The 15,755-nt window shown below is 49.2% G+C and carries 16 protein-coding genes; 11 read left to right on the forward strand and 5 right to left on the reverse strand.

From position 1 onward, the window contains the following. The first annotated feature begins 97 nt into the window (after positions 1 to 97). From ACSFXJ_RS02170 to ACSFXJ_RS02185, 4 genes are all read left to right on the forward strand, one after another. Positions 98 to 1,498 carry an aldehyde dehydrogenase gene (locus tag ACSFXJ_RS02170; protein WP_435923592.1) on the forward strand — a complete coding sequence of 467 codons (1,401 nt, stop codon included), beginning with the start codon at positions 98 to 100 and terminating at the stop codon, positions 1,496 to 1,498. 62 nt (positions 1,499 to 1,560) lie between these two features. Then, positions 1,561 to 2,457 (forward strand): aldo/keto reductase, encoded by an 897-nt coding sequence (locus tag ACSFXJ_RS02175; protein WP_435923593.1) that lies wholly within the window; start codon positions 1,561 to 1,563, stop codon positions 2,455 to 2,457. A gap of 497 nt (positions 2,458 to 2,954) precedes the next feature. Continuing rightward, the gene (locus tag ACSFXJ_RS02180; RefSeq protein WP_435923594.1) at positions 2,955 to 4,373 is read left to right on the forward strand and encodes a helix-turn-helix domain-containing protein; all 1,419 of its coding nucleotides are present in this window, start codon (positions 2,955 to 2,957) and stop codon (positions 4,371 to 4,373) included. A 241-nt stretch (positions 4,374 to 4,614) separates the two neighbouring features. After that, positions 4,615 to 4,776 (forward strand): aspartyl-phosphate phosphatase Spo0E family protein, encoded by a 162-nt coding sequence (locus ACSFXJ_RS02185; protein WP_435923595.1) that lies wholly within the window; start codon positions 4,615 to 4,617, stop codon positions 4,774 to 4,776. Positions 4,777 to 4,860: 84 nt separating this feature from the next. Here the strand turns inward: ACSFXJ_RS02185 and ACSFXJ_RS02190 are convergent, their stop codons facing one another. Next, positions 4,861 to 6,441 (reverse strand): oleate hydratase, encoded by a 1,581-nt coding sequence (locus tag ACSFXJ_RS02190; protein ID WP_435923596.1) that lies wholly within the window; start codon positions 6,439 to 6,441, stop codon positions 4,861 to 4,863. A gap of 204 nt (positions 6,442 to 6,645) precedes the next feature. After that, positions 6,646 to 7,239 carry a TetR-like C-terminal domain-containing protein gene (locus tag ACSFXJ_RS02195; RefSeq protein ID WP_435925657.1) on the reverse strand — a complete coding sequence of 198 codons (594 nt, stop codon included), beginning with the start codon at positions 7,237 to 7,239 and terminating at the stop codon, positions 6,646 to 6,648. Between the two features lie 105 nt (positions 7,240 to 7,344). Between ACSFXJ_RS02195 and ACSFXJ_RS02200 the strand changes: the two genes are divergently transcribed. Together ACSFXJ_RS02200 and ACSFXJ_RS02205 are read left to right on the forward strand one after the other, a co-directional pair. Continuing rightward, complete coding sequence (locus ACSFXJ_RS02200; protein ID WP_435923597.1) at positions 7,345 to 8,049, forward strand: response regulator transcription factor; 705 nt, start codon at positions 7,345 to 7,347, stop codon at positions 8,047 to 8,049. Next, positions 8,049 to 8,984 (forward strand): sensor histidine kinase, encoded by a 936-nt coding sequence (locus ACSFXJ_RS02205; protein ID WP_435925658.1) that lies wholly within the window; start codon positions 8,049 to 8,051, stop codon positions 8,982 to 8,984. Before ACSFXJ_RS02200 ends, ACSFXJ_RS02205 begins: the two co-directional genes overlap by 1 nt. Before the next feature lie 11 nt (positions 8,985 to 8,995). Here ACSFXJ_RS02205 and ACSFXJ_RS02210 read toward each other — a convergent pair whose 3' ends face one another. Further along, entirely contained in the window at positions 8,996 to 9,406 is a 411-nt protein-coding gene (locus ACSFXJ_RS02210; RefSeq protein WP_435923598.1) for a hypothetical protein, read from the reverse strand. A 269-nt stretch (positions 9,407 to 9,675) separates the two neighbouring features. Between ACSFXJ_RS02210 and ACSFXJ_RS02215 the strand changes: the two genes are divergently transcribed. The 3 genes from ACSFXJ_RS02215 to ACSFXJ_RS02225 are packed head-to-tail and all read left to right on the forward strand — an operon-like array spanning position 9,676 to position 11,972. Then, positions 9,676 to 10,599 carry an ABC transporter ATP-binding protein gene (locus tag ACSFXJ_RS02215; RefSeq protein WP_435923599.1) on the forward strand — a complete coding sequence of 308 codons (924 nt, stop codon included), beginning with the start codon at positions 9,676 to 9,678 and terminating at the stop codon, positions 10,597 to 10,599. Beyond that, entirely contained in the window at positions 10,592 to 11,281 is a 690-nt protein-coding gene (locus ACSFXJ_RS02220) for an ABC transporter permease (protein WP_435923600.1), read from the forward strand. Before ACSFXJ_RS02215 ends, ACSFXJ_RS02220 begins: the two co-directional genes overlap by 8 nt. Positions 11,282 to 11,297: 16 nt before the next feature. Continuing rightward, positions 11,298 to 11,972, forward strand: coding sequence for an ABC transporter permease (locus ACSFXJ_RS02225; RefSeq protein WP_435923601.1), 675 nt, complete (start codon positions 11,298 to 11,300; stop codon positions 11,970 to 11,972). Positions 11,973 to 12,085: 113 nt separating this feature from the next. On the opposite strand, the gene ACSFXJ_RS02230 is transcribed toward ACSFXJ_RS02225, so the two are convergent. Both ACSFXJ_RS02230 and ACSFXJ_RS02235 read right to left on the reverse strand, forming a co-directional pair. After that, entirely contained in the window at positions 12,086 to 12,493 is a 408-nt protein-coding gene (locus tag ACSFXJ_RS02230) for a DUF2000 family protein (protein ID WP_435923602.1), read from the reverse strand. After that, positions 12,490 to 13,050: a hypothetical protein gene (locus ACSFXJ_RS02235; RefSeq protein WP_435923603.1), complete on the reverse strand. Its 561-nt coding sequence runs from the start codon at positions 13,048 to 13,050 to the stop codon at positions 12,490 to 12,492. Before ACSFXJ_RS02235 ends, ACSFXJ_RS02230 begins: the two co-directional genes overlap by 4 nt. Positions 13,051 to 13,220: 170 nt before the next feature. Here ACSFXJ_RS02235 and ACSFXJ_RS02240 point away from each other — a divergent pair, with 170 nt between their 5' ends. Then, entirely contained in the window at positions 13,221 to 14,462 is a 1,242-nt protein-coding gene (locus tag ACSFXJ_RS02240; RefSeq protein WP_435923604.1) for an ATP-grasp domain-containing protein, read from the forward strand. Beyond that, positions 14,449 to 15,693, forward strand: a complete 1,245-nt coding sequence (locus tag ACSFXJ_RS02245) for an MFS transporter (RefSeq protein ID WP_435923605.1) — start codon at positions 14,449 to 14,451, stop codon at positions 15,691 to 15,693. Before ACSFXJ_RS02240 ends, ACSFXJ_RS02245 begins: the two co-directional genes overlap by 14 nt. The last annotated feature ends 62 nt before the right edge of the window (positions 15,694 to 15,755 follow it).

A 15,755-nucleotide genomic window follows, 5' to 3' on the forward strand; every position in this document is an offset into this window, starting at 1 on the left:
ATTATCTCCGAAGGAACGAAGAGGTAAACTTGGGGGATTCGACCTTCATTTGAGGTATAATTGACTGGATAGCCATGATTCGAAAAGAGGGATCGTCATGCAGGATCATTATGAAACGATGGGTGCGGCAACGATACAAAGTCTGATCGAAAAACAGAAGCAAATGGTATCCTCCGGCGGAACGCGGTCTTTATCCTTTCGGATGAAGCAGTTGCAAACGTTGAGAACGGCCGTGAAAAAGCATGAGAAGGACATTATGGAGGCATTGCGGCAAGATTTGCGCAAATCCGAATATGAAGCGTACACCACGGAAATCGGATATTTATACGACAGCATCCGCCATACGACGAAAAACCTGAAGCGCTGGATGAAACCGAAAACGGTGCGGACGCCTGTCGTCCATTTCGGCTCGAAAAGCGTGATCTACCCCGAGCCGTATGGCTCGGCCCTGATCATCGGACCGTTCAATTACCCGTTTATGCTCGTGATGGACCCGCTGGCCGGGGCGATCGCCGCCGGGAATTGCGCGGTCGTCAAACCGTCGGAATTTACGCCGCATGTATCGGCAGTGATTGCGAAACTGATCCGGGAGCATTTCGACGAGGATTATATACGGGTCGTCGAAGGCGGGAAGGATACGACCTCGGAGCTGATTCACGCCCCGTTCGACCGGATCTTTTTTACCGGAAGCACCCAGGTCGGCAAGATCGTGATGAAGGCGGCGGCCGAACATCTCGTTCCGGTCATTTTGGAGCTCGGGGGCAAAAGCCCGTGCATCGTACATCAAGACGCCGACCTCGACCTGGCGGCCAAAAGGATCGCTTGGGGCAAGTTCGTGAATACCGGCCAGACCTGCGTGGCCCCGGACTATGTGCTTGCCCACAAGGAGATTAAATCCACGCTCGTATCCAAACTGAAGGAGCAGATTGCCGCATTCTTCGGGACCGACCCGAAGCAAAGCCCGGACTTCGGACGCATCGTCAACGAGCGGCATTGGGAGCGGCTGACCGGGTTGGTGGACCCCTCCAAGGTCGTTGCCGGAGGCGAGAAGGACCGCGGGGATTTGTATCTCGCACCGACTTTGATGGATCGGGTGGATTGGGCGGACAAAGTGATGGAAGAAGAGATCTTCGGACCGATTTTGCCCGTGCTGGAATATGACGATCTGGACCAGGCCGTTTCGAAGCTGAATTCCCGCCCTAAACCGCTTGCGCTTTACTTGTTTACTTCCGACAAGGGGGTCGAGCGCAAAGTGATGGAGTCGGTGTCCTTTGGCGGGGGCTGCGTCAACGACACGCTCTTGCATTTGGTGACGCCGTATCTGCCCTTTGGCGGGGTAGGCCAGTCCGGAATGGGTTCCTATCATGGAAAATACAGCTTCGAGGCCTTCTCTCACATGAAGGGCGTACTGAAGAAATCGACGCGGGTAAAGATCGATTTTATTTTCCCGCCTTATACGCAGAAGAAACTGAGCCTGATCAAAAGGGTGATGAAGTAGGAGGATGGATTTTTGCAGCGGAATGGAGACATGGTACAATTTCCATGAGGAGGGATTCGAAAATGAAATATCGCAGACTGGGAAAAACGGAGCTGAACGTGTCCGTCATCGGCATCGGGACTTGGCAGTTCGGCGGAGAATGGGGCTTGCAGTTCACGCAAGGAGAAGTCGACGCCATTCTTGATCGGGGACAGGAGCTGGGCATCAACCTGATCGACACGGCGGAATGCTACGGCGACCATTTGTCCGAATCGTTTATCGGGGACTATGTCAGCCGCCGCAAACGCGAGGATTGGATCATTGCCACGAAGTTCGGGCACAAGTTCCATGAGCGGTTTACCCGAACCGATATGTACGGCGCGGAGGATGTCCTCAAGCAATTGGACGAGTCGCTCAAAGCGCTGCGCACGGATTACATCGACCTGTACCAGTTCCACTCGGGACCCGATTCGGCGTTTGATAGCGATAAGCTATGGACCTTGCTCGACAAACAGGTGCAAGCCGGTAAAATCCGCCACCTGGGGACATCGATCGGCAGCAACGATAATCTGCATCAGACCGAAGCTTCCACCAAGGTGAACTCGAAGGTGATCCAGGTCGTATACAACCGGCTTGACCGCAAGCCGGAGGAACGGGTATTCCCGTCCTGCGAGAGCCAGGACCTCGGCGTGCTTGCACGGGTGCCTTTAGCAAGCGGCTACCTGAGCGGCAAGTACAAGCCGGGCGCTGTGTTCGACAACACGGACGTACGGCATCGCCATGATCCGGAGGCGACGCGCCGCAAGCTCGAAGAGGTGGAGGAAATCCGCCGGAACGAGGTGCCGGAGGGCGTGGATATGGCCCAGTGGGCACTGGCCTGGTGCCTTCGCCATTCTGTTGTAAGTGCGGTCATTCCGGGCTGCAAAAACCCGGCGCAAGTGGAATCGAATGCAAGCGCAGCGGATTTGGTAACCGAATAGACGATAGTGAGGGACCGCGATGGAGATCGCGGTTTCTTTTTTAGTGGGGGCGGCATTCTGTACGAATTTTCGTACACAAATCATCTTTTGACCGGATTTTGAGCACTTCTGTATGATTTTTCAGACACAAATGGACACTTCACGATACTTCGGACAATTTCTGTATGAATTTTCGTACAGAACCGGTATCTTTGGTTGTTTTACAAGCCGATAAGGTCGAATTTTCGTACATAATAATCTCAGCTTTTTCTCGTTAAGAGGAAATTGGTTTACGAAAATAGCGAATCTTGTTGGATGAGAGAATACCTCTTAACTTGAAAAGATGCCAAATTATAAGTGGTTTTTACAAACTTTCTTATTTAAATCTATTAATTTACAATTTTCCTGTTGACTCTTGTAAAAATTAACAGTATAATTCCATATAAATACATCATATGCTAGATTTTAGGTGATTTTGAGGAATCCATGCGGAATTGGTTTGGGGGGTGATTGCTCCGTTGATATCCACAACCACGATTCGCGCAGAAATGGAAGACCACATCAAGAAAGAAGGGACAACCCTTCATCAATTTGCCGAACATTCGGGAGTGAACGTCGGAACGCTGAGCGGGATCATCAATGGCAATCGTTCCATTGCGATCGGACAACTGGACCGGATCACCGCTTCGATGGGATTCCCCGAAGGCTACTTCTATGAATTATACGTCGATGAATGCTTCAATTCAGCCGCGCCGCACTGGAGGAGACTCAAGCCATTTTTGCTCCGATGCGCGGAATTGAAAAGGTATGATTGCATCAAGCAGGTTCTGAACCGTTTGCTGGAGGATTTGAAACAGGTTGCGGGGATTTTTGAAACTGCGGAATTAATGTATGAGAAGGGCTTGGTCAATTCGGCGGCGATTTTGTACCAAGCGGTGATCGAAAGTGAACGATCCAATCACTCCGAACGCTTGGCTATGAGTTATTACCGGCTATTTCAAGTGTATCAGGCCGACGCTCGCAGAGGCCTTCAGGCAGCGATGCAATTCCAGCCATACTGCTATCGGCTTCCGGAAGCATTGGCGCTCGATGGGCTACTGATGTTGATTGAGGTCTATGCCGTTAGGTTTAACTGGGCCGAAGTAGAGAATTTTGCAGAAGAATTGAGCCAATTTGCCTGGAAACTTTACGAAAAGAAGGCATGGAAGGATCCGGATTTCAATCCGCTTCGTCCCCTGGTTTTTTATTACGGGAAGGCTTTCTTGTTCAAATCAGGGACATACGAGCTTCGCGGAATGTATGAGGAATCTAAAACATGGATTGCCAAGTACGCGGATTTAAGCTGGTTCGAGGGATTGGACGAAGAGGGGCTGGAAGTCGTCCAGTTACTCAAAAAGTTCGCTGAAGCTAATTACTTATGTACGGAAATTAAATTAGGCAACCAGTCAAAAATCTCGGAGTACGTTTCATTTCTTAAGGAGAATCCGGATGAGGTTGTCGAGGGGTTAATCACGTTAGTTGAATCCGCTAACCGGCATCAATTTTTCATCGATGAAGTTCTTGCCGATTTTACATACGAGATTGAACAATACTGGTTGGTCGGGAAGGACAGTTGGTTTAGTTTGAGGTCGTTTGGGGACGATTACATCGAAACTCCCCCCTATTTCTTTCGGTATTCCGTGTTTTTTCAGGATTACGCCCTGTATTACTTCAGAAAAGGTTTGTATGAAGAGGGCTTAAACCATATTTTATACAGCATGAAATTATCCATAAGATTAAGCAGCAAAGATATACTAGTCAACAACATGGCCATGTTTGAAATGCACCGGAGATATGCGACAGAGACGCAGTGTCTGGAATTCAACCAAATTTGTAGAAGGGTGTGGGAAAATGAAGAAGAGAATATCTTGGGCGGCTTCGGGTATGCTTATGTTTAGTATTGCTGTGGTAGGTGCTGGTCCGGTGATTACTCCGTTATTTCATTGGTGGGGCGTTAAGTAAAGGATAAGCACCAAGTAGAATAGAAGATGGATAGGATCGGCTAACCGCCGGTCCTATTTTAATTTCAAATTTTGGAATTTTTTATGATATGCAAAATCCCTTACCATGCAATATATGGCAACATCCCCTAAAATATTCATAGGGTGAGAGACGATGAAAAACAAGGAGTATATGAAAATGAAAATCGAAAAAGAGAGAAAAAAGTTAAATCAGTTGGCGGAGAGATACGGCCTCAAGCATAAAGCGGTGTTGAATCAATCCATGCTTTTGGACACGTTAATCAACAATTACAACAGAGTGAAGTACGATGAGCTTCACAGAAAGCAGCCGATTGCATGAAGCAGGCCTCGATAAATTCGGCTTTCCATGGCACTAGGGATTGAAAAGAGCTGTGCCTTGAAGCGGACACAGCTCTTTGTCATTTTAACGGAACGAGGTCACGAATCCCTGAAGCAGGGTTCGCACATCGTAATGATACTGATTGATCGGAGAGATCGGCTTATCCACTCCGAGCAGCGTATACACCGCGATTCTTGCCGCCCGAACGGAATATTCTTCGGTAAAGACCACATCGTCCGGGATTTCGCAGAACTGGCTAATGAATGCCAGATTGGTCGAACCTTCCGGAACGACTTTCGGACGATCGCCAGCGGCTCTCGGCATAAACTGGGCAGTGATGAACGGCATCATGCAGGGAATACAGTTAGCCGTGGAAAGAATCGCCTCCATGTCTTTTTCGAAATGAAGATGCTGCAACAGTTCGGTCAAAATTTCTTCCCCGGTACAATCGCTCATTTTTTTCTTTACGAAATCCCCCATCCGATCAGGATACAGACCGTACCCCCAGAACACTTTCACATGCTCCGGCTGATTGCGGAAATGCGGCTGGTGCGCCAGCACGATCGACATGAGCCAGCTGGATTCCTTGAAAGTGACCAATGCGCCCGAACCAGCCTTATTGCGCGAAAATGCTTCCATAAGATCAAAGAAGCGGGAGTCCTGACAAGTTACCGTAAACGATTCCCATTTCGAGCCGTCGATATGATCGTCGAAGGAAGACGGGTTCCCCAGCCCGGGTTTCTTGGCGGCGATGCGATCCCACAGTTTCCAGGAGCTGCCCTTTCCGTTCAACGCCGGTGCCGAGGTCATCGAACCGAGACTAGAGCTTTCCGTCATGGAACCGTTCGTAACAATAACCAGGTCGTTCGCGCTGAGATCCAGCACCTTCTCGGCTCCGTCTTTTACATAATGCATGCGGGTCACGGTAATTCCTTCGCCGTCTTTGAAATCGAGGTCGGTTACCGTGCATTTCATTTCAAAATCGACGCCATGCCCTTCCAGATATTTGTGCAGCGGAAGAATGATGGAATCGTATTGATTGTATGGCGTTCGCGTCACGCCTTCGAGCGTGTGAATCCGCGGATATTCATGCATGAAACGGATCATGTATCTTTTCAGTTCCACGGCGCTGTGCCAGGGCTGGAAAGCGAAGGTGGTCGCCCACATGAACCAGAAATTCGTTTCGAAAAAATGCGGGCCGAACCAGTCGTTGATCTTCGCCTTGCCCATTTGTTCTTCCGGCGTGATGATCAGCTTCGCCATGGCGATCCGATCAGCCATATCGAACCCCATGGATGTTACGTCCACCACCTGTCCCTCTTTGTTCACGAGCCTTGCATTCGAATGGGTCGGATGGGCCGTGTCGAAAGCGATGATTTCATCGCGAACGGACAAGCGCGGATCGTCCAGCGAAGGGATCGATTTCAACAAGTCCCATGTATTCTCGTAAGTTTCGTCGTTCAGCATCCGGCCGCCGCGAATGACATAGCCCTGGGCTTCATTGCCGGCGCCGTCATTGCTGCCGCCGAGGATGTTCATTTCCTCGATAATATGGATTTGCCGTCCGGGAAAATCGCAGTCCCTTACCAAAAAAGCGGCCCCCGCCAACGAAGCGATCCCTCCGCCGACAAAGTACACTTGTCTGCCTTCTACCTCTACCGTCATAACCCGTCGCCTCCCGTATCAAAATATTGTTCGACAAGAACAACCTAAATGTAGTCCATTTTTTCGGAGCGGAACATCGTCATTAAAAGGTGATTGTCTAGTTTTTGGACACCGCGTTACGATTGTCTAAATTTTCGACCAACAGTCCGGGGATTCGACAAGCCGAAGCATAACAAAAAGACCCTCGCCAGGGGAAGGGCTTCCCTATCGAAGGTCACGTATTGCCGGTTCGTTTTTTCGTTCATAGCGATGCAAGGCCCTTTCGAAATTCCCCTCCATCAGATCGCTTAAGCGTTCGATGACGGTCTGAGGTTCCTCTTTCAAGCCGTCCTGCATCCATTGGATTACGAGCCCGGTAAAGGCCAGCGTATAGAAATTGGCGAGAAACTTCTTATCCTTTTCTTCGACCTGTTTGGAGGATAATTCATTGACCACGCCCATAATCAACCGGTACGTGACCGAGTAAAGATAAGTATCCAGATGGTTTCTGGCCAGGGAATGCAGCGTATTGAGGCAGAAGGCTCTATTATTTTCGATATACGTAAAAATCTTGTAAAACCCTTGGGTCCAGGTATGATAGCTGCGGTATTCGGCAATCGTATCGACCGCTTCCGTCTGATAAATCCAGCCGAGCAACTCGTAGATATCCTGAAAATGATAGTAGAAGGTTTGGCGGTTCAATCCGCAATCCTCGACTAAATGTTTGACGGTAATTTTGTTCAGGGGAATTTCCTCCATGATTTGTTTCAAAGAGGCGGCGAGAGCTCTTTTGGTTAGGATGGAATTGGACAATATCATCACCTTCACCCGTACAAGATCCAATCGGCTTGCAATTTTATTATACGCGGGTTCTGCGGCATTCTCAAAAATAGTATAATGAGGAAAGTTGAGAGGTTGGTGAACATGGCACATAAAATTTTGCTTGTTGAAGACGATGCTTCCATCGTGGACATGCTGGCCGGTTACTTAAAAAAAGAAGGCTACACCGTACATTCCGCCGAAAACGGCGAGGACGGTTACGCATCGTTCTGCCGCGAGGCCTATGATTTGCTTATTGTCGATATTATGATGCCAAAGCTGGACGGGATGGAACTGATCAAACTGATCCGACAAACCAGTCCGGTTCCGATTTTGATCATGTCCGCCAAGGATGGCGAAGTCGATAAGGCGATCGGACTCGGCTTCGGCGCGGATGATTATATTACGAAGCCGTTTTCCTTGATCGAGATGACGGCCCGAATCAAGGCGGCGATCCGCAGAAACACCCAATATGCGAAGGCTGAAGCCGCGGAACCAACGGATGCGCTCATCCATTTAAACGGTTTGGCCATCGATTTGGATAACTACGTCGTTCAACGCGGAGCAGAAGAGGTTAAATTGACCTCCAAAGAAGCCGAGATTCTTAGGCTGTTTCTGAAAAATCCAAATCGCGTGTTTACCAAAGCGCAAATATACGCCCTGATCTGGAACGACGATTATTTGGGCGACGAGAACGTGATTAACGTACATATCCGCAGGCTGCGCGAAAAGATCGAAGCGGACCCGTCCAACCCGGTTTATTTGAAAACCCTGTGGGGAATCGGCTACAAATGGGATGGCCGGGTATGATCGTACTATTTTTAATCGGCATCATTATCATATTATCGGGCTTGCTCTACAGGCAGCATTATATACATAGACGAAGAAATCACCAGCTTCGAAAAATACACGACAAGCTGGATCGCATCTTGACCGATCAAACGGGGGAGAAGCTGCTGCTGTTTACGACGGATCGGGAGCTTCGGGTCATTCTAACGGATATAAATCAGGTTTTGGATGATAATCAGCGAATTTTTGCCGAACGGGCAGGAACGGAGCAGTCGATTCGGCGTATGTTGTCCAACATCTCCCATGATCTTAAAACACCGCTTACCGTGATTTTGGGCTACCTTGAAACGATTCACCTGGATCCTGACATGGATTCGGAGGAGCGGGCGGATCTGCTGGTGAAGGTGCAACGGAAAGCGAACGAAGTGATGGAGATGATCCGGCAGTTTTTCGATCTGGCAAAGCTCGAATCGGGCGATCAGCCGATGCCGTTGACCCGAGTCCACTTGAACGAGGTTTGCCGTCGGAATATTCTCTCCTTTTATGAGGTGCTGACGGGCAAAGGCATTGAAGTGGACATTAAAGTACCCGAGGAACCGGTCTACGTCTACGCGAATGAGGGTGCGCTGGACCGGATCCTGAGCAATTTGATCTCCAATGCGGTTCGTTACGGCAGCGACGGAAATATAATAGGTTTAACGCTAAGGCAAGATTCGAATGAGGTGTGCGTGGATGTTTGGGACCGGGGAAAAGGGATCGCGGACATTCACCAGGCAAGGGTCTTTGAACGGCTTTATACGTTAGAGGATTCCCGCAACAAGTTTTATCAGGGCAGCGGGCTGGGGCTGACGATTACCCGGCGGCTTGCGCAAAATATGGGGGGAGACGTCAGCCTATACAGCAAGCCTTATGAGAAGACGGTTTTTACCGTAAAAATGAAGCCGTTCAGGTATTAGTTTGCATCGGTTCATTCATTCGTTATATTGATCGTTTCGCTTGCCATGCTCACGCCATCGCTGCCTAAGGCTTGAATATAGATGTGGTGGTGCAGCGAAATTCCGCCGGTGTTCCAGTTTAAATTCCACCCGTCGCTTTCGTCGGTATCATAGCCGAGAAGGGTTCTCTCTTTCCAGGTTTCCGTGCCGGCCGGAACCAGCCAAAAAAGTACGGTATCCGTATTTTGGGCCTGGAGGGATAACATCAAATCGGTACTTTCGTCCGGGGCGATAAACCAACCGCTTTTTTCGGGAAGGTTGGTTTCGACCTTTACGATGACGGGTTTATCTTGATGGCCCTGTATAGTTTCTTTGGCAGGGTCAGAACATGAGGTTATAAAGGATAGCATGGCAAGAAGCAGGCAGATTCCTTTTATTTTCATTCTCTTGAAGCTCCTTTGTTCCTAAAGATTTGGAGGTCAAAGCTTATTATACAATATATGGCAAGGCCATAAACCAAAAACGTCAAACCTGTTTTGTTTGGCGTTTTTATTATGTTTCTTGGCAATGTTAGTTTCCCTCATCTTTTAGCATTCCTACTGGCCCGGGAGTTCGAACTTAAGAATTAAGTAAGAATTGATTCATAAAAAAGATCATTTCGGATTCTACAATAAACGTATAATACGAAGAGAACAAAGGAGTTGACGGCTACATGAGCTTTATTTTGCGGACGACGCAATTGACGAAGGTTTTTCAAGGCAAAGAGGTAGTCTCCGATGTGAGCATGAACATCCGAAAAGGAGAGATTTACGGATTTTTGGGACCGAACGGCGCGGGTAAGACGACGGTTATGAAAATGCTCACGAATCTGGTGAAGCCGACCGGGGGAGAAATCGAGCTGTTCGGAGAAAAGCTGACGACGGGCTCCCATCATATGCTGGGACGGATCGGGGCGATCATTGAGTATCCGGTGTTCTACGATAAGCTGAAGGCGAGAAAAAATTTGGAGCTGCACTGCGAGTATATGGGTTATTACAATAAGCAGGCGATCAATGACGCGCTGGAATTGGTGAATTTGAGGAATATCGACCATAAACCCGTGAAGGATTTCTCGCTGGGGATGAAGCAGCGGTTGGGTATCGCCAGAGCGATCATTACCAAGCCCGAGCTGCTGATCCTGGATGAGCCGATCAACGGGCTGGACCCGGTCGGCATCAAGGAAATCCGCGATCTGTTCAAGATGCTGTCGAAGGAGTACGGTATTACGCTGCTCGTATCCAGTCATATTTTAGGGGAAATGGAGCAAATGGCGGATACGATCGGCGTAATCAATCACGGTCGGCTGATCGAGGAAGTGCCGATGGACCGGGTGAGAGAGCGGAATACCGATTATATCGAAGTGACGGCCAGCGATAGCAAGGCGGCGGCTTATGTTCTGTCGAACTATCTGCACCTTGAAAACTTTAAAGTCATCGACGATCGCGTCCTGCGTATTTACGATTCCCGTGCGGTGCAGCAGGAGGTTTCCAAGACATTGATCATGCACGAGGTAGGGATTGAATCGATCCATAAAAAGAACAGTTCTTTGGAGGACTACTTCTTGTCGTTATTGAATGGAGGGAATCTGAGTGCTTAACATCATGAAACTGGAACTGAAAAAATATCGCATCAGCGGCAACATATTGGGCGGGTTTATTGCGACGTTTGTGATGATGGCGTTTATCATTCTTATCAACTATGATCCGGAAGAAGCGGCGTTTGCCGGGTACGCGGACGTGCTTGGAGTCATTGACGTTTTCGCCTCGATCACATTTACGGTATTCGCTTCCGCACTTTTAGCCAAGTTCGTTATCGACGAATATAGAAGCAAAACGGTGACCCTGCTTTTCATGTACCCGATCCAACGTAAAAAGCTGCTTGCCGCCAAGATTCTCATCGTCGTTCTGTTTACCTTTATCTTCGGCATCATTTCGAGAGTTCTGATGTTCTCCGGATTTTATTTATTCAATCACTTTGCGCATTTTATTCCGGGAGAAGAACCGGGAGCCTCGCAGCTCATGGAACAGGGCATTCAGGCCGTGGTTAATTCCGCGATGGTGAGCTGTATCAGCCTGGTTCCGCTCTACTTTGGAATGCGTAAATATTCCATCGTCACAACGATCGTTTCGGGGGTCATCCTGAGCGCGGTGTTGAATGGGACCACGGGAAATAATTTCACGCTGAGTTCCATCATCTTTATCCCTGCAACAGTTGGGCTTATCGGCATCGTTGTGGCGTATCTGGCGATTCGGAACGTGAATGTCCGGGATGTGGTGTAAAACAGGGGGGACATAAATGCTGAATTTAATGAAGCTGGAGCTGAGAAAACATAGCCTTAAAGGGAACATTGCCGGAGCATTCATAGCCATTCTCGTCATGATGGCCGTAGTGATTCTGATCAATTACGAAAAGCCGATGGGCAACTACGAGGAAGTCTTTGCCCTTACGAATTCCGCATCCTTCATATTCATTATTTTTGCCTCGGTACTCCTGTCTAAGCTAATCATCAGCGAGTATAAAGCGAAAACCGTGACCGTGATGTTTATGTACCCGCTGAGCCGGAAAAAAGTGATCCTCGCCAAGATCGCCATCGTTGTTCTGTTTACGTTTGTATTTGGAATCCTCGCCCGTGTCGCGATATTCTCGGGATTTTATATATACAACCAGTTCGCTCATTTTGTCGCGGAAGATTTAACGCGAAGCGTGCTGGTCACTAAAGGGCTTGGCTTCGTAGTCGATTCGGCCATGACGAGTTGCATCGGTCTGGCTCCGCTTTACTTCGGGATGAGAAAATACTCGGTGACCGCAACGATGGTGTCGGGGGTCACCCTGATGGCTGTGCTGAATGCGGGAAGCGGAACCGATTTTGCGGTCAGTTCGATCCTGGTGATCCCGATTTCGATCGCTGTCATCGGCATCGTTGTAGCGTACCTGGCGATTCGGAACGTGGATGTCCGGGATGTGGTTTGATCGTCGGGCGGCAGCTATGTTCCGAATAATAGGAAAACCTCCTGCTGAATGAGCCGATATGGTGGCCCAATTTGCAAGGAGGTTTTTTATTCTATCTAAAGTGACTCCGGTTGTTACATCACACTGAATTTCTTGGTGGCGGCCCGCACCGTTTCATCCTCTCCCCAAACGATGACTCCGACCGGCTGCAATTCCTCGGTGGATAAGGAACCCACTTCTCGGCTGTACTGCTCAAAGGCGTTGTTAAGGCTTTGGCCGACCTTGGAAAAGGCCAGGCTTTGCAGGCCGTTTTCTCCTTCCGTAAGCGATTTGGCCAGGGAGATCAGCTGGTTTGCTCCGGCTTTCAGGATGACCGTACTATACCGGATTCCTGCATGCCGAACCCCGTCCAGATCCAATACGGGATCCTGCGAATAAAGGGATGAATCTTGCAGGGCGGCTTGGCCCATTAATAGCGCGGCAACGTTTGCCGCGGCTCCGATTTCCAGGTTTTTGTCCAAAACGATGGCGATTCTTTTCATATCACGGCGACAGCTCCTTCTGCTTTCCTCGTAAAACAAATCCACGGCATATCGATTTCCGCTCTTAAAACTTTGTAAGTAACCAGTTTATAAAAGTCGGCGCAAATCTGATTGGTGATCGCGAGGGAATCTTGTGCCGACTGCAGCAGCATGCGGCAAGCTTCCGAATTGGAAGAGACGGGGATATTGCCGGCGAAATCGACCTCGACTTCCGCCAACAGGTCCGTCGTTGCCGGATGGTGGTATATGACTTTTGTATCCGAGGGCGGTTGTTGAGCGGTTCCGCAAAGAACCAAGGAGGGGATTTTCCGAATAAACACTTCGTTGACGACCATCCCGGAATCCATAATAAAATGATTGATTTTCGGATAAGCTCCGGGGACCAGCAGGCAGGAAATGGCCCCTTTCTTCAAGTCTTCCGCGGCTGCCTCGAAATAGGGATAGGGCTTGATGTGGTGGGCTTTTTCCGCTTCTTTGGCAATATGCATGCTGCAGGTTAAATAACCGTCTTCGTCTCCCAACGTCCCCAAAATCTCATATTTTTGGTCTACTAGCACAGTCCCATCTCCTATTTTTTCCTTTTTTGAGAAACATATAATATAATCACACTTTTGTCAAATATTAACTTGTTAAATTTATACAATTATGAGAATATAATGTCGTGGCGTTTGATAGTAACAGAATCGCCCAAAACATAGAGAATGATGGGTGCGGGAGGAGTTCAGAGATGAAGACGATCGTTTATATTTCCGATTTTAGACTGCCGAATGTTTTAAATTTTATAGAGCCGCTCAAGGGCTTGGAAGGATTCAAAAAAACGCTGATTATCGAGACGGATCAGTTGAAATCCGATCACGCCTTGCATTCCTATTTTGACGAAATTCATTATGTCCCGAGGCTGAGCGATTCCCAGGCGATCATGGATACGATAGGGCAAATCAGAGCGAATGAAGAAATCGCGGCGGTTCTTACCCCGGGGGAAAATGCCATCGAAATCGGAGGGGAGGTCCGCTCGGCGTTTGGCATTGCAGGCTTGCAGCGAAACCAGGCCGAGGCGGTCAGAAACAAGTGGATTATGAAGCAGATGCTTCATCAAAGAGGAATCAGAACGTCCGCCACCGCGATCGCCATCCATGAGTCCGATTATGAACGTTTTGCCGACCGCGTGGGATTTCCGCTGATCGTCAAGCCGCTGAGCGGATTCGGGACCATCAATACGTTCAAGCTGTCGGACCGGGACGAACTGAAGGAGTATGTACATAAGACAAGAAAGCAGGGACAAAGAGACCTGCTGGAGGAGTATATCGTAGGTACGGAGTTTCATTGCGACTCTATCGTATCGAAGGGGAAGGTGGTTTTTTCTTCCGTCTCCCAATATTTATACAATTGCTTGGATATCGCCCGAAACAACATGCCTCCGGCCAGCATCACTTTTCCGGCAACAGACCCGTCGGGCTTTATAGACCGGATCAAAACCGTCAACGAGCTTGTCATTTCGGCGCTGGGCATCAATCAATCGGTGACCCATGCCGAACTGTTCCTTACTCCCTCCGGCGAAGTCGTCTTCGGCGAAATCGGGGCGAGAATCGGGGGAGCCCAGGTGATGCCGCCATGCATTAAAAACACGCACGGCGTCGACATGTTCAAAGCCGTGGTCGAGTTGGAACTGGGGATGTACGAATTCAAACCGGAACCGGCAAAGAACCTGTACAGCGGCATGATCTGTTTCCCGTCGCGAGAGGGCAAGATACGAGCTATTTCCTCGGCGGATGATTTCAAGCATATTCAGGGGCTGATCGACTTTAACGTGTCCTATCAAGTGGGGCAAACCGTAAGCGCGGTCAACGACACCATGACCCGTTCCGGGTATGCGATCGTCGAAGGCGAAAGCTTCGATGAAGTCAGGGAAACGCTGCTTGAATTGTACTACGGGTTCGAGATTCAGGTTGATGCGCATGAACATGTTTAGCACCTATAAGGGATTAAAAAAAGAAGTCTATTTGTTATCCTTGGCCAGAACCATAAACAGCATGGGGGACTTTGTCTTTTCGCTTATTACGCTGTATATGACCATCCAACTGGGGATGAGCGAAAACGTGGCGGGGATCTATGTCTCGATCGCTGCGTTGGTCAGTAGCCCCGGCGTTCTGGTAGGAGGATACTTAAGCGATTTGATGGGAAAGAAAAGAATCATTCTTTTCGGGCAAGTCGTTTCCGCCTTGCTGGTGCTTGGCTGCCTGCTTTTTATGGAGACGCTGACGGTGGGCTACATCCTCATTTTGGCGATGTTTTTTATCAGTATCACCCGGCCGGCCTACAATTCCATGATCATTGATCTGACGACAGGGGAAGCCGAACAAAAAACCGCCTTCTCGCTGATGTATTTGGGGGCCAATCTGGGGATTGCCATCGGGCCGTTAATTGCCGGTTTTTTTATGAAGGACCATATGGATTGGGTGTTCTGGGGAATTGGCGCCATTTCGCTGTGTTCCTCCGTGCTGATCGCCAAGTTCGTCAAACCGCCGGCCAGAGCTCGGGATGAACGAAAAGAGCGGGAAGCCGGCGTTCACGTCAAACCGGACGAATCGTTCTTCCGTACGCTGCTGCAAAAGCCCCTGGTGCTTTCGTTTATTTGCATCTCGTTTCTGAATTATTTTATTTACATGCAATCTTCCTTTAGCGTACCGCTCCAACTAAACCATTCATTTGCCGATAACGGACCGTCTTATTACGGCTTCGTGATGACGGCCAACGCGGTGTGCGTCATTTTGCTGACGACCGTCATCGCTTCATTGACGCGGAAAATAACCCCTGCGCGGCTGGTGGCCGCCGGCGCGTTGTTTTATGCGTTCGGATTCGGCTCGATGTATTTTTCAATCCATCTATCGGTTGTCCTGCTGGCTACCCTGTTATGGACGGTCGGCGAAATTCTCGTTCAAACCAACATCAATGTCTATATCGCTGCCCGGGTCCCCGGCACGCATCAGGGCAGATTTAACGGTTTACTGCTGTTTGTCGGATGCTTGGGTTATTCGCTGAGCCCCTACCTGACCGGGTTATTCATCAAGCATTTTTCCATCCTGACGGTATGGCCGTCCATTTTCATGATCGGGTTGCTGTATGCCGTATTCATGGCGATCCTGCAAGCGGTCGAAAAGCGGAGGAATTTCCGATCGGAGGAAACGAACATAACGAGTTAAAAAAAAAAGCCCCTCTCCCGTTGGGAAAATACGTAAGGAGAGGGGGGCTTTGGCCGGTTTTT

Source organism: Paenibacillus salivarius (assembly GCF_051307165.1).
Classification (GTDB): domain Bacteria; phylum Bacillota; class Bacilli; order Paenibacillales; family Paenibacillaceae; genus Fontibacillus.